Below are 17,421 nucleotides of genomic sequence, written 5' to 3' on the forward strand. Positions count from 1 at the left end.
TTAATATTCGGATGCGGCCGCCATAAAGCGCTCACCCGAGGAAATAAAATGTTTTGCAGGATGAGCTGGGGTGGCGTATTTTAGCATGATGGAACAAGTACTTAAATGCCTGGTGATAGACGATGACCCCGATGTCAACGCCTACGTTTGCGACATGGTCGTGCAGACATCGTTCCTTGATTTGGCCGGAAGTTTGGACAATGCGCAAGCTGCACTAAGCGAAATGGAAAATGGTGCGATCGACTTATTGATCTTAGATATTAATTTGCCGGGTGTAGACGGCGTGACTTTTGCCGGTACGTTAAAAGAACTACCAGCCCGGGCGGCGCCCCGCGTTATCCTGATCAGCGGGTCGGGAGAACACGCCCTGGCCGGTTATAAGGTAGATGCTATCGATTACCTGCTTAAGCCTTTTACTTACGAAGCGTTCTACAAGGCCGCGCTTAAGGCCAGGAACCTCTCCAAGGCGCCAGCTGCGGCCGTTGCCAATGATCATCTTTTTCTGAAGGTGGAACATGACCTGGTGCGTGTCGATATCAATGAGATCAAATACCTCGAAAGTGCCAGAGATTATGTAAAGGTGGTCACTAATGGATCAACGATCATTGCTTTGTCGACGATGAAAGCCCTGGAGGAAAAGTTAAAAGGGCATCGTTTCATGCGCGTGCACCGAAGCTTTATCATCAATCTGGACAAGATCGATGCTATTCAGCACCTCACCGTCCGCTTTGGAAAAACAGTGATACCGGTGACCGAACAATACCGCGATGCATTTAAAGCAGTTTTTAGTGACTGGCTTTAACGTCCGGAAGAAGGTTTTCATCGTATCATAACAGCATTCTGTCGAACCGGTTTCGCCTGGTTCGCGAAACTGCGTTCATTTGGATCAAATTTAAATGAACTGCTATGAAAAACTTGATATTGATCATACTACTTGTGGGCCTTAGTGCCTTGTCGAAAGCTGCAGGCTTTGCAGATACCACTAAGAAGGATACAGCCAAAATAAATGGCCAGGCCCGAAAGCTAAAAGAAAAGCTGGAAGGCCTGCAAACCGAATTGGCTAAGATTCAAAACCGTTTGCCGGAGGAAGAATCCGCTGCTGCCGAAGCGGCCAGCGAGTCCGGCGACGCGCAGGAAAAAAGCCGGAAACAAGCAGCGTCCGCAGTGGGCGGAGATGCAGGTGACGCACGGAAGGCGGCCAAAGCGGCAAAGAAAGCGGCCAGGGAGACCAGCGATGCTGAGGACGCTGCGGAGAAGGTCAAAAAAGATAAAGACAAGATCAAAGACATCAATAAAGATATCGATAAGATCAACGAAAAGATCGCCAGGCTGCAGCAGGAAGCCGAATAAAACTTAAATACCGCTCATACGTTTAGGTCAGATCAGTCATGACTAAAAGACCAGGTAATTTTGCCAGAATAATCAACCGCATATTTATTATTTTCCTGTTGTTCACCTTTCTGGTAACAACAGGATCATTTTTTTTGAGGCATACCATCAATCAAAAGCTGGAAAGGCTGAGCATGCAAGCCGCTGCCCCTCCTCCTCAACACCAGATCAGTGCTTTGATTGTTGAACTGGACCTGGCCGAGAACAGTTTTCAAAGAGCCAGTGCCAATGGAAAAGCAGCTGACCTTGCAACCTATAAACAGCGCCTCGATACCATTTTCCGGAGCCTGGATTCGGCCATAGGCCGTTATCAAAAAGGGAGTAGTGCCTCTTTGCCCGATAGCCGCCATCAGATCGAAAAAAGCTTGCAACTTAAGTTACAGCTATCCAAACAATTGTTGATCCTGCGCTCGAACTTTGATTCGCTACTGCGTGTGACCACGATGAACAATATCCACCGGGGCACCGGTAAAGAAAAAATGCCCGCGCTACCTTCATTAAAGGCAGATACGGTCATATCGACCCAAAAAGAAGCCAACAGGTCAGGCTTGATAAGCCGTTTGAAAGAGGCGCTTCAGGCCACGAGGTCTGTAAAGGTTCTTACTGTCCGGGAAAAAAGCAATAACAAGCCCCGTTATTCCAAACACGATAATAGGGCCTTACTATTGAACTTGAGTTCGGAATACGGACGGATGGCCGCGTCGGGGCAGGCGCTTATACTGGCCAATCTAAACCTGTTAATCAAATTGCGCCAACTTACCCGCCAAGTGCAGGATATCGACCGCATCGCTTATGAAAAAAGCCGGGCATCAACGCTGAAAGCCTATGCGTTGACCACCAAGGACCTGAATACTTTTACGGGTATCGCATTAGCTGCCGTGCTTATATTCATCGCCTTATTGCTGGTATATATCCGCCGTGCCGGCTGGGCCGAACGTCGTTTGGTCGTGGAGAGCGACCGTGCCATCAAACTGGCCGGCCAAAGATCGGAGATCCTGGCGATCATGAGCCACGAGATCAGAAATAAACTGATGGCCATCAATGGTGCAGTTTTTACTTTAAAGCGAACAGGATTGTTGCCTCCGCAGGAACAAAAGGTGGCTGCTATCAATTTGGCTTCAGGTTTGATACTGGAAACGGTCAACAATGTACTCGACGCCAGCAAACTGGAACAAGGATATTCGGATACGCGTAAATGCGGGCCGTTCGTTCCCGCCGAAGCTATAATTGAAGCCGTAGAGGCCATGCGTTTTATGGCCGAGAACAAGGCCTTAACGTTGGATCTGGAGTTAGGCCCTGAAATGAAGCAGACCATCCTGGGGGATAGTTTTCGCTTGAAACAGGTCTTATTGAACCTTTTAAGTAATGCTATTAAATATACCGACAGCGGTTCTGTCCGTATCGCCGGCCACCTGCGCCGCCAGGACAGCCATTGCCGGTTGAATGTTGAGGTAGGAGATACGGGTAGCGGTATTCCCAAACATTTGCAGGCAAAACTTTTTACCCCTTACTACCAGGCTGCCGGCAAAAAGCCGGGCACCGGTTTAGGATTGTATCTATGCCGGGAATTGATCAGGCAGCAAGGAGGCGAGATCAGTATCGAAAGTGATTCAGGGGCTGGTACCGTTATCAGGTTCTTTATCGTTTATAATCTTCCAATGTCATGAGGCATGGTGTAAGTCTGGTCATGGGGCCTTTTAACGATAACATCCCCAGCGGCATCCGCTGCGTATGTAGTGTTAGATACTTGAAATAAGAACGAATGGCCTTGAATAACGCTAAACCCAAAGACCTGGCGCTGCATGTTTTAGAAAAGTTGCAGCATAGTAATTTGTTATTACCTATCCCGCCCGTAACGGTACTGGAGGAGCTTTTCGATCTCATCTTCTTCGCCAGTATGCGCACAGAGGAAGGTGAATTGATCAAGGTAACGGTCACCCTGATTGACCCTGCCGACCCGGACCCGAAACCGCCACGAAAGACCGTCCATGAAAGATGGAGCAGTATAAAATTCGAAACTCCGATCGAGTTATCGATCAAAGCACTTGTTAAGCTTTCCAAGGCATCTGACCCGTCCAGCACGTCTTTAGCGGTTTATTATGATGACCAAGGTAGATTGTTCATCTGGGGGATGATCGACCAGGCGCTGCATTACCAGAGTTTCCTGAATTACGAAACAGAATCGGGCTCCGAGCAGCCCGGGCTGTTCCAGGCCACCATAAGTGATATCGGCACACTTGACATACTTTTTGATTATGAATTATTAGCGACCTTGAAGCAGAATGTTCTCGTGCCAAGATACCTTGATGTATTTACCATAGGGCCGGTCTCCAAGATATTAAGGGCTAATGCTCTATACCTCAGGTCCGATATCAAATCCTTCCTGTCAACCGCCCATGCCGGTGAATCTTTCGAGGAATGGGAAACTTTCGTAGACGGGTTATGGATCCAAACCCTTTCCAGGTTATTGCTGCGTATCCAGAAATACCATCATGGCGGCGCGATACTGATCACAGAACAGACCCGCGATGTCGACATGAAATATAAATTGAGCTACGGCCGGCTCAAAGATTCTGTAAGCAAGTATGCTAAAGAAACGATCAATAATTATGTGGCGGAATCGCTGATCGATGCACATATCAACGCCGGGAAGAAAGTAATTTCCAAAGACTGGTACATAGAAGAATCAAGATCTTTATTGGCCAAACAAGGCATTGCCGACGAGATCAAAGGCTGCATATCTTTCCTGGCTTCGCATACCTGTGTGGACGGTGTATTGGTATTCGCAACGCATATGGTTTCCAGAGGATTCGGCGGTGTATTAAAAGCCCGCAAAATGCCAGGGAAGATATTCGTCTCCCCAACGGCCACCGCAACACCCAAGTCGCTGGTGCCGGCTGATCCGAAGCATTTTGGAACGAGGCACCGTTCGATGATCGCCTACTGCTGGAATTATCCCGGTAGCCTGGGCCTTGTCGTCTCGCAAGATGGGGACATCCGGGCTTTCTACAGAATAGAAGAAAAGCTAATCATGTGGGAGAATATCAAAACCCAGCAATTTCTGAAAAGCAGAAAGCTAAAACGGGCCACTAATGCCAGTTAGCGCCCTGTTTTGTTTTGATGAGTTACGGCCGCTCGGCTCATTTGTCTAAAGTGTGAAGATAAAATTGATCTTTATATCGATGCTCCTTGCAGTTACAGCAATTGGCCAGGATATTTTTACCTGTGAAGAACAGGCAGCTCTGTCGGCCGCCCCCTTTAGTAATAATGACATGTTTTTTGATCTGGGCCACATAACCTTGATATGAAAAAAAAGAAGCCTGCATGCAAAAAAAAGTTCCGCTAGCCGCCTTGTTCGTGCGGAACCGCGCTTTGGGTGAGAAGCCCGCGTCCCGGAATGGCCAAGGCTTTGCTGTTTTGGTTGCCCATTAAATTCTATAAGTGTTATAGGTGTGACGGAAGGCTTGGGTGTTAGCGCGGCAATGGCGGCTATTTCTTTTCGAGTTCCTTTTCTAGAAAGGCCGCTTTGCGCTGGAGGATAGCGAGTTCTTCCTCGCGGACGGCGATCCGCCGTTGTATGATAGCGATCGGCTCGCTGTCGGGATTCTTGGCATTGGCCCCGAACAATTGCAGTATATCTGCATCTAAGGCAAAGGCGATGGCCTCGATGCGGGAAAGGCTTGGGTCTGTAGTTCCGGCTTCGATCTTTGAGATGGATGCGGTGGATATCCCGGTCTTTGTTGCCAGCTCATCTTGCGTCATGCGTGCTTTTTTACGGGCTTCTTTGATGCGCAGGCCCACTTTTTTTTGCACATCGGTATTCAAAGGCTGTTTCATTGGGTTCGGAATGGAAAACAAATATAGCTAAAAGGAGTAAGGGTGTGTTGTAAGCGCACATTTCCGGTCAAGTGAAGGGCAATCGTTGCCAGGGCTTGGTCGGTGTAGTATCCATTGCCCATATGCCGGTAGGTGCCGTTTTTGCGGCGGGCGATATAGCCTTTAAAGCAGCCGTTGTCGCTGATTATGTAACAGAGGCCGGTTTCGCCGGGCATGGCTTTTTTGTCTAATTATAGTTCGGTTTCTTTGCCGTCGATGCGGCATTTGATGTTGATCCTGCCTATAGCATTTGGGGGTAAGATAATACGGGGTTGGGGTGTATGGGGAGTTTGGCGAATTTGAGCACTTCGAGGCCGGGGACGCCGAATTCGGCGACGACTTTGCCGAGGATGAGGTAGCAGCCTTTGCCCCGGAAGGGGTAGTGGGGCGTGCGGTTCGGGGAATGGACGGTGTCGAAGGTGTTTCCTTCCACGTCGAGGAAGTCGCCGAACCACATCTTTTGGTTCGTTTTAGTGAGTACCGTTTTTTCGCAGACGTATAGCCCCACCATTTTGACCACCTGCCCAATTTGGTTAATGAGGCCGTTCGCGTAGATCTCGCCGCGGTATTCCGTTTTAAGCAGTTCGAACAAGGTCATGCTGAGGGGGAAGCCGAGCAGTTCCAGTTCGTGGTAGGCGTTCTCCAGCGGCGTGTTGGCCAGTACGGGAAGTGCGTAGTTTTTGGCTTCGACGGCGAATAGTTCCCTGTGGTTGTTCGGTTTTGTTTTGCTGCCGAAAGCAAGTGTACCTCCCATAGCAATGCTTTTTTGCTTTTGCCGGTAAAGCGCAATGCACCAACTCGGATGAGCGTGATGGCCTGTTCCAGGCCGATGCCCGTCCGCTTGACAAGGTCATCGAGGCTTTGGTAAGGGCCGTTCTTTTGGCGTTCTTGGGGGATGCCTTCGATAGAAAGGAGTATGCAGCATCTGAAGTTGCACACTCCTTTCCCGGTTCATTTTCTAATCTGTAATATGTGCCGTTATCCCGGTTCTATGGGGATCAATATCCGCCGCCAGCACATGCCTGTCCGGATAATCGCCGCCGTTTTGCGCCCGGTATGCGATCGGCGCATCAGTAAACAGATCTTCCAGCCGCTCTTGCCATTTCCTTTTTTCATCTTCAACTTGTTCTGGTTGTATAAATGTCGAACTATAGATGACGTGGGTCGGCATTACCTCCATGCCAGGATAAAACAACGCCCCGTGCGTTAACGGAAAAAGCAATTGTTCAATAGGCCCATTAATACCCCTGGGGCCATAATCCGCTTGCGGGCCGCCTGCGTATACTGATACTAAAGCTCTTTTGCCTTTAAGGATTCCTTCTCCAAAACGAAATTGATTTGTGCCGTTTTGATAGCCATAGGCAAACCCAAAAGCGTAAACTCTTTCTATCCATCCTTTCAAAATAGCCGGCATGCTATACCACCATAAAGGGAACTGAAGGATGACCGCATCCGCTGCCAGCAATTTTTGCTGTTCGGCCAGCACATCTGCTGTTTGAGTTTGCGTGGCATACGCATTGCCGGACTCATGGATGAACGAGAGCCGGTCTCCATTCACCCTTTGCGGAAAATCATGCTCGTCATAAACGGCCTTCCATTTCATGCCATACAGATCCGACAACATGACCTCGTAACCTAACTGTTCAAATTTTTCTACGCTTGTATTTACCATCGTCCGGGTAAGCGAAGTGGGCTCAGGATGGGCAAACACGATCAATACTTTCTTTTTAGAGGTACTGCCAGAACCGCCCGTTTCGGCTGCTTTGTTATTTTTGAAGTTTTGCATGTTCAATTAATTTTATGATCAACAGAACACAAAATTCCGACAGTAAATGCTGTTTAAAAATCAGCTATATAAAGAAATTTGCTTAAAGTAGTTTAACTTTTTCCGGCCTTGTGATTGCGAAGTTGCGATAAATAAACCGGTGTAATACCCAAAAAGGATGCTATCGCATATTGTGGCACCTTCTGCATGAATTCGGGATATTGTTTAGAAAATTCAATGTAGCGTTCTTCTGCGGTCTTGCTTAAGTTGGATAATATTCGTCTTTGCAGATAGGCAAATCCGCGTTGGGTGAGGATGCGGAAAAAACGTTCGAATTTCGGGACCTCTTCTAACAATTTTTGCTCGTCATCATACGCTATTTGAAATATTGTGCTGTTGCTCAAAGCCTCGACAAATAGCGTTGCAGGCCTTTGATAAATAAAACTATTAAAGTCAGAGATCCACCAATCGTCAATTGCTAAAGCTATGGTATGCTCTTGCCCATCGTTACACATAATGTATGAGCGCAGCGCACCATTTACTACGTAACTTCGGTATTTACAGATAAAATCGGGCTGTACAATAAATTGCTTTTTTTTAATTTTTCTTACCCGGAGTTTTGAAAGAAATACTTTTTTCTCATCTTCGGTAAGGTCAATATACTTACCGACGCAGGCAAGTATCTGGTCAAAATCTCCCATCTTACAAAAATAGAAAAACGAACAGAAAACAACTGAGGCCTTTAACGTTGTTGTTTTTTCCGGGTTTAGAATTCAAAACTGCACGGATGATTGGCCGCTCGCTTCATGGCGTGGTTTCCGACGGCCGGAATCGTTGTGAATGTCAATACAGCTTCTTCAGGAAGCCTGCTTCAATTTGGCTTCCATACACATGGTCGTATGTGGTACCGCCCGCAGCCTTTCCGCCGGTATCAGCTTACCGGTAACGCGGCAAATACCATAGGTTTTATTTTGGATGCGCAAAAGCGCGGCTTCGAGTTGTTCGATGAATTTCTTCTGGCGGACGGCCAATTGGTTGATTTGTTCCTTTTCATATGTGGCCGAGCCGTCTTCCAATGTCTTGCCGGCGATAGCAGCGTCGTCACCGTTGCTGTTCGCCAAACTTAACGAAGCCGCTAATTCGCCCAGTTCTTCCCGCGCCAGCGTGATCTTATGTTCTATGAGGGTTTTAAATTCCTGTAGTTCATTATCGCTGTAACGGGTTTTGTTTTGTTCATTAACCATGTAGCATCAACAAACTTTGCTGTGAATAGTTTGGGCGGAGCCTCTGAGGCCATCAGCACGACCGCACAAGGGCAATTGCCTCCGGCTTTGCAATATTAACGTCTTCGAACCAGGGGGCTAAGGTGCTTAGCGGGTCCATCTCCAAAATATTACATATAGCTACAAAGCGGCTTATACTAATTTTAGTGGCACCACTTTCGATCTTGCTATAAGCGTTTTGCGAAATATCAAGTTTTGTAGCAACGTATAGTTGCGAGTAGTTCAACTCTTCCCGCCTGCAGCGAAAAGACATTGCTATAAATTTTTCTAATGGCATTTTAGGGGAATTTAGTTGTACTTATTTTTACAACAATAGTGCCTGAAAAGTAAAAAACCGATAAAGCAGGCAGAGCCGTTTCCACTTTTTTATTAGATTTATGGCATGGGCAAAGACGCTGTATACCTGGCAGTTTTAAATATGCGCGCTGAAATAACCAGGCAGCAAAAGGAAATTGTTTTAACACTGCTGGAGGAAGAAGTGAGCTTAACTGAATTAAGGGGGAATATTGAAAAACTACAGCAGCTCTATCATGGCATGAGGAATTTGATATCGGAATATGATGATGACAGCCCTTCATTGGAACAATACGATCAATTGCTTTTTAAACTGGATCTGGAAGCTTTGCTATTCAATAACGATCTGAGGCTAAACCGGCCCGCTAATTTTTTTTAACAAACAATTTCTCATAAGTCCCCGGTTGCAGCTAATGCAAACATTTACCTCCTTATTTTATTTATGCTTAGCGAGCGTTTTTAGAATTGCTTGCAAATAGCTATTTATTTTTGTAAGCGAAACGAGCGCTTAGTGCGACGTTTAACGTTGCCTTGTAATAACAAATATCCAAACATTTTGACGCCACTATACGCCATTATGAATGAAATACCGAAAGAATTGCTTCCTAAACAAGTCGGGGAAAAAATACGCGCTTTAAGGGAAGCAAAAAAAATAACACAATCGGCTTTCGCAAGACAGCTTGGTATATCGCCGGCAGCCCTTTATAAAATTGAGGCTGGGCAAACAGATATCAGCATTTCCAGGTTAGCACAGATCGCCGGCCTCCTGCATATAACGCCTGATCAGTTACTTACCAGCAATGCTAATGCGCCCTCTGCGCTTGAAACCGCATATGCTGCCATGAAAAAACGAGTCGATAACCGCGAAGAAGAGATCTCCCTCTTGCAAACAAAGCTTGCCCGCTTGTATGAGGAAGTTGAAAGAAAACAGAGCTATTTTTATCGATTCGAATAAAACCTTATGGCTTCATTTTGGTATAGTATTCGTCACGATTTAAAAGTGGTAAGGTTAAGTATCTAAAAAAAGCCCCGGGTTGTTCGCCCGGGGCTTCCGTTCAATATAATAGGTGTAGGATAAATTCCAGTATTGGGATCTCATTTTACCGCTCTTTCAGGCATGTTGCGCCGAAATCCTTCTATTGGCAAAGGCCGCAAGATGATCCTGCCAATAAATTTCTGCCTTAAAAGATTTCTGCGCTTGCCCGACTTGGTTTATTCGCACAACTTCTTTCTTCGGTCACTTTATATAAAACCATGTTTTCCGGTCGCACATATAACATTTATAAAATTTGATCGGTAACCAGCTCAAAAATGTTTTCAACAAATAGGGGCGTTTTGCCCGGTGCCAGTTCGTTGTTCCGCAAACACAAGGCTTGAATGACAATTTTCTAGTAGGGGGATTCGTAACCATCATTTAAAAATAAAAGTGAAAATAACACTTCTCTTTAGGCGCCAATTGGTTTTGTAAATGTAATAAACTCGTTCGACTTTCTTAAGGCGTAGGGAACTTTTCTTAGTATTAAAATCGGCATTGCATGTCATAATAATTTGTGATAAGTGTAACAATCGCTCAGGTGTTGCGTAATAGTTAATCATTTAACTCATGCAGTAAATGCTTTTAAAAACTACGGCACAGGGCTCTGCCTTCCAATTTGAAGTAACACCACTTGCCAATGACAACAGGATCTTTTTCCATGTTCAAGTGGCCGGGGGAGGTTCGATATTGCTAGAAAAGCGCAACCCCGGTGGGAAATGGCGTTTAATAAAAGGCGGCACGCTTGAAAAAAGCCACTATGAGGCGATATGCCATGCCATCGACAATGCCAGTGCTGTAGAGTTACTGAATGAAATCATGCCGCTAGATGGTAACGCATGGCCGGACCAATAAATTCTGTAGGATCAAGGTGCGCTATTACTTGATCTGGGGTTAGTTACGATGCATCCGCGGCGAATCTTTTACGATAATACCGCTTTGTTTTTTGGCTATTACCGCAAGAGGCCATCGAGCACCATTTTTTGCGTCCGGAACGGCTGCGATCGTAAAACAGCCATGCGCAGCCCGGGCATTGCCTGATCGCACTTAATTCCCCTGTGGCCAGCAATTCATACGATTGGCCAGCGATCAGCCACAACGGCCCATTCAGGCCGGCTCTATCGTAATCAAATCCCAAGCGTATTTTATTATCTTTCATCACCGGCCGCCTGCAAACCAGCGCCCGGCTAAATACATCTTCCAGGTATTGCAACGGCTCTTGCCCTGGTAGCTCCCCTTTGGCTATCCGGCTAAAGGCCTGGTAAAGCCTATCCCGTACTTCCCTTGCATTTTCAAGTGCATCTGCGGCATCAATTTCTTTTTGTGCGGCAAGCCCAGATAAATTTTTAAAGTATTCCTCATCTACCAAACCTAACCTTTGGCTTAAGATCAGGAGGTCCTGATAGGTATGGAGGCGCTCAGTGATGATGCCCGGTTCGCGGTCGTAACCGGAATTCACAAAGTCCAAACAGGGGTTCCCGCCGTCCAGGGTCATTGTTTTGCTTGTGCTGAGTTTTGTCATTACCCAAAAGTCGATAATTCACACCATTAAAACAATTTTATATGGTGTGATATTTAATTGGTATGCAAAATAACGGAAGAAATTGGCTCGCGGCATTGGCGCTGTTCGCTATCTATTTTATATGGGGGACCACTTATCTCGCCGGAGCTTATGCCCTTGCCGGGCTGAAGCCCTTCACGATCTCGGCATTGCGCTATCTGTCTGCAGGAGTACTGCTTTGTGCCTGGCTATGGTGGAAAGGTATTGGTTGGCCGGAACGTAAACATTTAGGGGTGCTTGCCGTCAGCGGCATTTTAATGTTAAGCGGCGGTTCCGGGCTGGTGATCGTAGGCGAGCAGTATATTCCGTCGGGTGCTGCGGCGGTGATCATGGCGGCCGAACCATTGTTCTTTATCCTGCTGGACCGGGCACGCTGGGGGACGTATGTACGTAACAGGTACCTGCTGGCCGGACTGGCCATCGGTTTTGCAGGGCTGGCGCTGTTCACCCACTTTTCTCCCGTGGCAGACACGCCCGTTGCCTCAAAACCGCTCCTCGGTACGATGATCACTGTGCTCAGCGCGGTTTGCTGGGTGGCCGGTGCTTTGTATATGAATAGCAAAGTGCCGAAAAGCAAAGGCAACCTGGCCAATAGTGCTGTACAGCTGCTCGCGGCAGGCGTTTTCAGCGGGTCGATCGCAGGTTTTTCGGGCGAGTATCAGCAGTTTTCCATTATTTCTGTTCCGGCGAATGCCTGGATGGGGGTGGCATACCTTACCGTGATGGGCTCGCTCGTGGCGTTCATTTCTTTTAATTGGCTGATCACCGTCAAACCTCCCGCGGTCGTAAGTACCCACACCTATGTCAACCCGGTGATCGCCGTTCTGATGGGCTGGCTATTAGCCGGAGACCAGGTCAGTAGCGGGCAGTTGGGTGCACTTGCATTGATATTGACAGGTGTGCTGATCACGCAGAAGAAGCAGGCTGACCGGCCGCAAGTTTGATCGCGGCATTTCACCGCTAACAGAGGAAGCATGGTTTTATAAATATCGAAAAAAGACTGCTAAGCCCAATGAAGAAACTCTGGCACAGAGAAACTGAAAATATGCACCGAGAATTGGCCCATAGCTTGTTCTTAATGCTACCATGCAGAACAGGCCGCGCCGGGCTTGAAAAAGGAAGACTTTAAGATCAGCTTTGACCGCCAGTTATTCAGCATTTCGGTAGGACAGCGCGCCGAAAACACCCGCGAAGAAAAAATAATAGCATGATAAAAATACGACCCCCCCTAACACTCGCTGCTTGGGGCTTCAAACTAAACCTTATCACAATTAACCGGCAAAGTGATCACCGGTAATAGATGTTGCGAATCAAAAAAAAAGGTTTGATGTCAAGTTAGCTACTATTTCAGGCAAATTTTAGTACCGGCCGCAAGGGTTCGGCGAGGCCGATGGCCAAAATTTCACAGACGTGCAAAGTATGTGTTAGTGTAATATTACTACAATACGCGTTTTGGGAGATACCGAGCGATTTTCTTTCAGCCATCGTTGGCGTATGTCATCTGCCTTTGGTCTTAAGTAGGCACTAATAAGCTGATTGTTATTGTTTGTAATGGGGGGTGCAGGGGGGGGTAAAAACCAAAAAGTTTGTGGATAAGTTATAAAAAAGGCAGGGTGAACTTTTGTCATCTCTGGCTTAGTAGAGCCATTCGTCGTATTAGTTCCCTGCCTTTTAAAATTGCCCAAGGCCCAACTAGAATTATTCCCTTGAAATATCAAAGGTGATTAGGAAAAAGGCAATTCATTAACTTATAAAAACACGAACGTATGAAGTCATGGAATTTTTTTTAGGTGTTGATGTATCAAAGAAGACGGTCGACATCTGCTGGGCGGAACAAAACCTATTTGTTAAGATAGATAACAATAGCTCGGGGTTTCGCAAATTCAGAAAATGGTGTAAAGAGAACAGTATCAATTTGCAGGAGGTGTTCATCGTACTGGAGCACACCGGCGGCTACGAGTACCGTTTTATGCAGTTCTGCGAGTCGCAGCCTATTGCTTACAAAAGGGTACCGGTACTGGAAATAAAGCAGTCGATGGGCATGTGCAGGGGGAAGAGTGACAAGGCCGATGCGTTCCGTATCAGCCGTTACGGTGAAGAAAAGGCTAAAAAGCTTCAGCCTGACGGGCCACTGGATAATAGGTTTTTAAGCCTGAAACAGCTGCTTTCACTCCGTAAGAAACTGGTACGCGAGAGTGCCGGGTATAAGAATGCAGTGGGTGAGCGGAGGCATATGTACCAGGTAGATGATACTGATATACTCATCCGTATCTCGCTTGAAAAAATAAAAGCTAATGCAAAGTATACCCGGGAGATAGAGGGCGAGGTACTCGCCCTGATCAAAAGCGATGAGTCTATGTACCTGAACTACCGGATCATTACAAGCATCAAGGGCATTGGGCCTGTAAATGGCTGGATGACGATAGCTTATACAGAGAATTTCACCAGCTTCCCGGACGGGCGGCACTACGCGGTATATGTCGGTGTTATCCCGTTCGAGCATACATCAGGCACAAGCAAAAGAGGGCGCAGGCGGACGAGCAACCTGGCAAATAAGGAACTGAAACAAGAACTGAACCAGGAAGCTAAAATTGCGATACAGCATGACCCTGAATTAAAGGGCTATGCGGAACGCAAGTTAAAATATAAAGAGTACGGCTTGGTGCTGAACAATGTCAAATTCAAGCTGATATTGCGCATGTTCTCGTTAGTCAAGAGGCAGGAAATGTATGTGGAAAACTACAGGAGAGCAGCCTAACAAAAGCTATTTTAAACTAAATTTGGAATTGTTGGAAACCTAGAATACGATGACGCATCTGTTATATATCTAAAAATAATGAAGCAGGTTGGCGGATAAGAGCCTGCTTTAAGATGACTAACTGACTTCCGATCCGGTTTCATGATCCAGTGGGTACCCCGTATTCGTGCATGGTAAACTACTATCCGTTATTTTTTCCTGATCAAACAAGCGTGTAGCTTACTGCCTTGAGCCATAACCTCCAGCGCGATAGAGTCTTGATAAACTCTGCCGGTATGCGGAAAATTTATACCCTGTATATTCAGTCCGAATGATAATGAGTCTCCGGATATTCTGCCGTTTTCGATCATGAGTTCGCCCTGGGGGGAATCAACTGTCCCGGTAAGCTTTTCGCCGTCCTGTTTAAAGCTATATGCCAAAGCGATGGAACCCCCATCGGCAAGTCTCAAGTTGCAGGCCCAAACGCCGGATATATCGGTGATCGCAGATGCTAGTACAGAAAACGCAAGACGTGGTAAGATAATGGATGTTAAGATGGACTTTTTCATTTTTATTGTTTTAATTAAGTTGAAGTGAATATTTTATATGGCCTTATAAGCCTCGATAATACCTGTGTAGTATTTTTCCAGTTCTTTGTCTTTTCCCCGGCGGCGTGCGATGCGCGCGATGATCCCGAACACGCCGCGCTGTAGCCCAAGTGGCATCCCCGGCAGGTAGCTTTCGCCGATCTCGTAGATCAAGGCCAGGTGAAGGATGCTTTTAGGCATCCCATTGGGTTTTAATAAACCGTCGTCTCCTAATCCGTAAATGATGCGCAGCAGCTTTTCGAATCGGCGTGCCGGGGTAATGCGGCAACGGAACCTGACCGGGGCGTTACCCGGGTTAAAAAAGCGGTGAACGGCTTTCACCGGGACCAGGGCAGGGGCGTCGCCGGGGCTCAGATGAATAATAGTTTTGCCAAGTGTAATGCCGAGTATGCCCTCTAATGCCTCAAATTCTTCAGTAAAGTCGAGGTGGTAATGTTTACCGGTACCTTCCCCGGGTGGCAAAGTTACTTCTACAATAGTGTAAGCGTTGCCGTTCTCCGAGCCGGATACGACGAAAGTTACGCTGTAGCCATGGGTCGGGTTGACGATCGTGCGTGGTAATTGTTTTGTTGTCATGATAATAATGCGTGAATGATGTGGTAAACTATTTCGGAGTCCTGTAAATGCTTTGTGGTTCCGGCGGAGCAGGCTGCCCAATAAAGGCCTGCCGGTAGGATGATCAAGACGCCTGCTGCAAGAGCCAGAGCTATGGAAAATATCTTGAAATTGCGTAGGTAATAGGATAGGTGTTTCATGCCGCAAACTTACCCTATCACTTAGTTAAGGCTCGTTAAGCATGGTTAAATAAGGTTAAACCTGACAGGTACAGGTCTTTCGCCTTTCAGATGTTAAGCATATCTGCTGTTTCAGCATGTAAAACCTCGGAAGTAATATATAGGCCAATAGGACAGAAGGAGAGCCGGCTCAATGCTTGAAACTGCGGATAAAATGGCTTTGGCCAGTGAAACCGCAAGCAAAGTCCATCTCGGTAAAGCTTAGCGAACTGCCTTTGATTGATCGCAAAGCCTTTCCGCTTTTAGTTGACTTTGATATCAAAGTTACTCATTAGCTCTTGCCCGATCTCGATATTGATATGCCTCAAATCCCGGCTGGCATCGATGACCTGATGAGGTTCGCCGCTATGATAGAAAGTCAGATGCCCCGGTCCGCGCTGGGTAACATCTTTCTTCTTCCCAGCGCAATAACCGTTAAGGACCAAACTGAAATGGGCGTTCTGATGATAAGCCGCGCACTATTGAAACGTTCGGCCAAATAGGACGTATGACAAGCAAATAAGGCAGGTCTGCTCGCTGCGTTCAATGATATTACCGCAATGATCTCCCATGGCCAGTTGCTGCATGTCACAAGTTTACCGAATTCCGGGCAAAAAGAATCTTACGATATCTGATACACCTCTCAAACTTTGGAATTTTTGGGATCATTGGTCCGCTAAGATCATCATCGATCATTTTGGCTGTGGAACGACCGGCTGGATCAAGGCTGCGGTTCCGCAGGTGGCCGGCAAATACCGGCGACCAAGTTCAACAGCTGGTGCATGTCGAATGGCTTATGCAGCACGCCATCCGCTCCCGCCTCACGAGCCGTTTCTTCCATATGCATTGCCGCAGAGACCATGACTACCGGAATATTCTTAGTAGATGTATCAGATTTTAACACGCGGCAAATATCGGCGCCCCAACCGGTCTGAAGCCGATGGTCCAGTAAGATCAGGTCCGGCTTTCCTGTAATCGCTTGGTCCAATGCATCTTCTCCTGAAGAGCGCAATACCTGGTAACCCTCGTCAGAAAGCATGTAAAACATGATATCGAGAATGTCTTGGTCATCTTCGACCAGCAAGATAGTTTCAGGCATGAATTTAAATTCTGCCAACAAAAATACATAATTGAAATTAAAAATATAAATTAAAAGTAAAATCAGGAATACCGGCCGCCTCAACGATAGAAATGGCCACCGGCAGGCTACAAAGAGCAGCATCCGCAATGGGGCCGGTTTTCATTCCTACAATACGCCATTAGCCGGCGCTTACACCTTGTATCAAGTAAGCCTGTGAAGCGTAACCGGGCACGCGATCGCACGGGCGTTAATGATCTCGTTTTTCCCGCGGTAAAAAATAACACGGTCGACTTCCGTTCTCCCATAACCCGTTCCAATACCGGTCTTCGCGCTATCATGTGTTATCGAGTTAGCTATATTCCGTTTCAGTATCTTACACCTGAACTCAAGTGCGACAACCTTAGGGGGCGCAGACCGTTAAGTATGAATTTAATTTATTGTTAAATTTTTTTACCGATCAATGCGCCTTTGGAAAACTTTTTGATAGCAATTTTTAAAAGCCAGATAAGATGAAACGTATACTAGTGATCGATGATGACCAAGACATTTTGGAGATATTCAACATTATTTTTCAGGATGCGGGTTATAATGTGGTGGTTTCGAACCATAGCGAAACAGCGGAACATATTTACGAGATCGGGCCTGATCTGGTGATCCTGGATATCCGGATCGCAGGTTCTGATAAAAATGGCGGCCAGATCTGCACCGAGATCAAGGAGAAGTTCAAAAATGTTCAATTACCGGTGGTGCTGGTCTCCGGAGAGGCCGACATCAGTAGCATTGCCAGTCAATGTGGCGCCGATGGCTTCATCAGGAAACCGTTCGATATTGGCGCCTTGCTTCATCGGATCACTGATATTTTAGGGGAACCATAGAAAAAGTGATCAGGATAAGCCCATTGCGTAACACGTGCAAAATAATTACGGAAAGGTACTGTGGCCGATCCGAAGGGTTTACATCATGTTAATATACTAGTAAAGCTATTCATCACACTGATCTTTCGTTTATTCGGTTTAATAGA

General features: G+C 46.7%; 22 protein-coding genes and 1 pseudogene. 11 read left to right on the top strand and 12 right to left on the bottom strand.

Annotated elements, in window-relative coordinates; all coding sequences use genetic code 11:
• The first annotated feature begins 85 nt into the window (after positions 1 to 85).
• The 4 genes from BC343_RS10255 to BC343_RS10270 all read left to right on the top strand — a co-directional run bounded on the left by BC343_RS10255 (position 86) and on the right by BC343_RS10270 (position 4,492).
• A complete protein-coding gene (locus BC343_RS10255) occupies positions 86 to 802 on the top strand; it encodes a LytR/AlgR family response regulator transcription factor (RefSeq protein ID WP_078347691.1) in 717 nt (238 codons plus the stop codon).
• 104 nt (positions 803 to 906) lie between these two features.
• Positions 907 to 1,350 carry a hypothetical protein gene (locus BC343_RS10260; protein ID WP_078347692.1) on the top strand — a complete coding sequence of 148 codons (444 nt, stop codon included), beginning with the start codon at positions 907 to 909 and terminating at the stop codon, positions 1,348 to 1,350.
• A gap of 38 nt (positions 1,351 to 1,388) precedes the next feature.
• Positions 1,389 to 3,056 carry a sensor histidine kinase gene (locus BC343_RS10265; protein WP_078347693.1) on the top strand — a complete coding sequence of 556 codons (1,668 nt, stop codon included), beginning with the start codon at positions 1,389 to 1,391 and terminating at the stop codon, positions 3,054 to 3,056.
• Between the two features lie 95 nt (positions 3,057 to 3,151).
• Positions 3,152 to 4,492 (top strand): putative sensor domain DACNV-containing protein, encoded by a 1,341-nt coding sequence (locus tag BC343_RS10270; RefSeq protein WP_238381744.1) that lies wholly within the window; start codon positions 3,152 to 3,154, stop codon positions 4,490 to 4,492.
• Positions 4,493 to 4,878: 386 nt separating this feature from the next.
• On the opposite strand, the gene BC343_RS10275 is transcribed toward BC343_RS10270, so the two are convergent.
• The 8 genes and pseudogenes from BC343_RS10275 to BC343_RS10305 form a co-directional block, all read right to left on the bottom strand.
• The gene (locus BC343_RS10275) at positions 4,879 to 5,226 is read right to left on the bottom strand and encodes a helix-turn-helix domain-containing protein (protein WP_078347694.1); all 348 of its coding nucleotides are present in this window, start codon (positions 5,224 to 5,226) and stop codon (positions 4,879 to 4,881) included.
• Positions 5,223 to 5,441: a hypothetical protein gene (locus BC343_RS10280; RefSeq protein ID WP_078347695.1), complete on the bottom strand. Its 219-nt coding sequence runs from the start codon at positions 5,439 to 5,441 to the stop codon at positions 5,223 to 5,225. Before BC343_RS10280 ends, BC343_RS10275 begins: the two co-directional genes overlap by 4 nt.
• Positions 5,442 to 5,506: 65 nt before the next feature.
• The gene (locus BC343_RS10285) at positions 5,507 to 6,019 is read right to left on the bottom strand and encodes a hypothetical protein (RefSeq protein WP_238381750.1); all 513 of its coding nucleotides are present in this window, start codon (positions 6,017 to 6,019) and stop codon (positions 5,507 to 5,509) included.
• Positions 6,020 to 6,081: 62 nt separating this feature from the next.
• A pseudogene (locus tag BC343_RS31565) lies at positions 6,082 to 6,204 on the bottom strand (hypothetical protein); the annotation flags it as partial.
• A 19-nt stretch (positions 6,205 to 6,223) separates the two neighbouring features.
• Positions 6,224 to 7,051 (bottom strand): NAD(P)H-dependent oxidoreductase, encoded by an 828-nt coding sequence (locus tag BC343_RS10290; RefSeq protein WP_078347696.1) that lies wholly within the window; start codon positions 7,049 to 7,051, stop codon positions 6,224 to 6,226.
• A 92-nt stretch (positions 7,052 to 7,143) separates the two neighbouring features.
• Positions 7,144 to 7,731, bottom strand: coding sequence for a Crp/Fnr family transcriptional regulator (locus BC343_RS10295; RefSeq protein WP_078347697.1), 588 nt, complete (start codon positions 7,729 to 7,731; stop codon positions 7,144 to 7,146).
• A 156-nt stretch (positions 7,732 to 7,887) separates the two neighbouring features.
• Positions 7,888 to 8,274: a TraR/DksA family transcriptional regulator gene (locus BC343_RS10300; protein WP_078347698.1), complete on the bottom strand. Its 387-nt coding sequence runs from the start codon at positions 8,272 to 8,274 to the stop codon at positions 7,888 to 7,890.
• 52 nt (positions 8,275 to 8,326) lie between these two features.
• The gene (locus tag BC343_RS10305; protein WP_202909768.1) at positions 8,327 to 8,566 is read right to left on the bottom strand and encodes a helix-turn-helix domain-containing protein; all 240 of its coding nucleotides are present in this window, start codon (positions 8,564 to 8,566) and stop codon (positions 8,327 to 8,329) included.
• A gap of 129 nt (positions 8,567 to 8,695) precedes the next feature.
• Here BC343_RS10305 and BC343_RS10310 point away from each other — a divergent pair, with 129 nt between their 5' ends.
• The 3 genes from BC343_RS10310 to BC343_RS10320 all read left to right on the top strand — a co-directional run bounded on the left by BC343_RS10310 (position 8,696) and on the right by BC343_RS10320 (position 10,495).
• Positions 8,696 to 8,986: a hypothetical protein gene (locus BC343_RS10310; RefSeq protein WP_078347700.1), complete on the top strand. Its 291-nt coding sequence runs from the start codon at positions 8,696 to 8,698 to the stop codon at positions 8,984 to 8,986.
• Between the two features lie 177 nt (positions 8,987 to 9,163).
• Entirely contained in the window at positions 9,164 to 9,562 is a 399-nt protein-coding gene (locus BC343_RS10315; protein WP_143822135.1) for a helix-turn-helix domain-containing protein, read from the top strand.
• A 657-nt stretch (positions 9,563 to 10,219) separates the two neighbouring features.
• Positions 10,220 to 10,495 (top strand): hypothetical protein, encoded by a 276-nt coding sequence (locus tag BC343_RS10320; RefSeq protein WP_078347702.1) that lies wholly within the window; start codon positions 10,220 to 10,222, stop codon positions 10,493 to 10,495.
• A gap of 43 nt (positions 10,496 to 10,538) precedes the next feature.
• On the opposite strand, the gene BC343_RS10325 is transcribed toward BC343_RS10320, so the two are convergent.
• Entirely contained in the window at positions 10,539 to 11,162 is a 624-nt protein-coding gene (locus BC343_RS10325) for a CGNR zinc finger domain-containing protein (protein WP_078347703.1), read from the bottom strand.
• Positions 11,163 to 11,224: 62 nt separating this feature from the next.
• Here BC343_RS10325 and BC343_RS10330 point away from each other — a divergent pair, with 62 nt between their 5' ends.
• Entirely contained in the window at positions 11,225 to 12,145 is a 921-nt protein-coding gene (locus BC343_RS10330) for an EamA family transporter (protein ID WP_078347704.1), read from the top strand.
• Positions 12,146 to 12,975: 830 nt separating this feature from the next.
• A complete protein-coding gene (locus BC343_RS10335) occupies positions 12,976 to 13,959 on the top strand; it encodes a transposase (RefSeq protein ID WP_078347705.1) in 984 nt (327 codons plus the stop codon).
• 188 nt (positions 13,960 to 14,147) lie between these two features.
• Here BC343_RS10335 and BC343_RS10340 read toward each other — a convergent pair whose 3' ends face one another.
• Both BC343_RS10340 and BC343_RS10345 read right to left on the bottom strand, forming a co-directional pair.
• Positions 14,148 to 14,507, bottom strand: coding sequence for a hypothetical protein (locus BC343_RS10340; RefSeq protein WP_078347706.1), 360 nt, complete (start codon positions 14,505 to 14,507; stop codon positions 14,148 to 14,150).
• A gap of 33 nt (positions 14,508 to 14,540) precedes the next feature.
• Positions 14,541 to 15,122 carry a cupin domain-containing protein gene (locus BC343_RS10345; protein WP_078347707.1) on the bottom strand — a complete coding sequence of 194 codons (582 nt, stop codon included), beginning with the start codon at positions 15,120 to 15,122 and terminating at the stop codon, positions 14,541 to 14,543.
• Between the two features lie 517 nt (positions 15,123 to 15,639).
• Between BC343_RS10345 and BC343_RS10355 the strand changes: the two genes are divergently transcribed.
• The gene (locus BC343_RS10355; RefSeq protein WP_143822136.1) at positions 15,640 to 15,822 is read left to right on the top strand and encodes a hypothetical protein; all 183 of its coding nucleotides are present in this window, start codon (positions 15,640 to 15,642) and stop codon (positions 15,820 to 15,822) included.
• Between the two features lie 218 nt (positions 15,823 to 16,040).
• Here the strand turns inward: BC343_RS10355 and BC343_RS10360 are convergent, their stop codons facing one another.
• The gene (locus BC343_RS10360) at positions 16,041 to 16,541 is read right to left on the bottom strand and encodes a response regulator (protein ID WP_078347710.1); all 501 of its coding nucleotides are present in this window, start codon (positions 16,539 to 16,541) and stop codon (positions 16,041 to 16,043) included.
• 368 nt (positions 16,542 to 16,909) lie between these two features.
• Here BC343_RS10360 and BC343_RS10365 point away from each other — a divergent pair, with 368 nt between their 5' ends.
• Positions 16,910 to 17,275, top strand: coding sequence for a response regulator (locus BC343_RS10365; protein WP_078347711.1), 366 nt, complete (start codon positions 16,910 to 16,912; stop codon positions 17,273 to 17,275).
• Positions 17,276 to 17,421 lie beyond the last annotated feature (146 nt).

This window comes from Mucilaginibacter pedocola (assembly GCF_002013915.1).
GTDB classification, from domain to species: domain Bacteria; phylum Bacteroidota; class Bacteroidia; order Sphingobacteriales; family Sphingobacteriaceae; genus Mucilaginibacter; species Mucilaginibacter pedocola.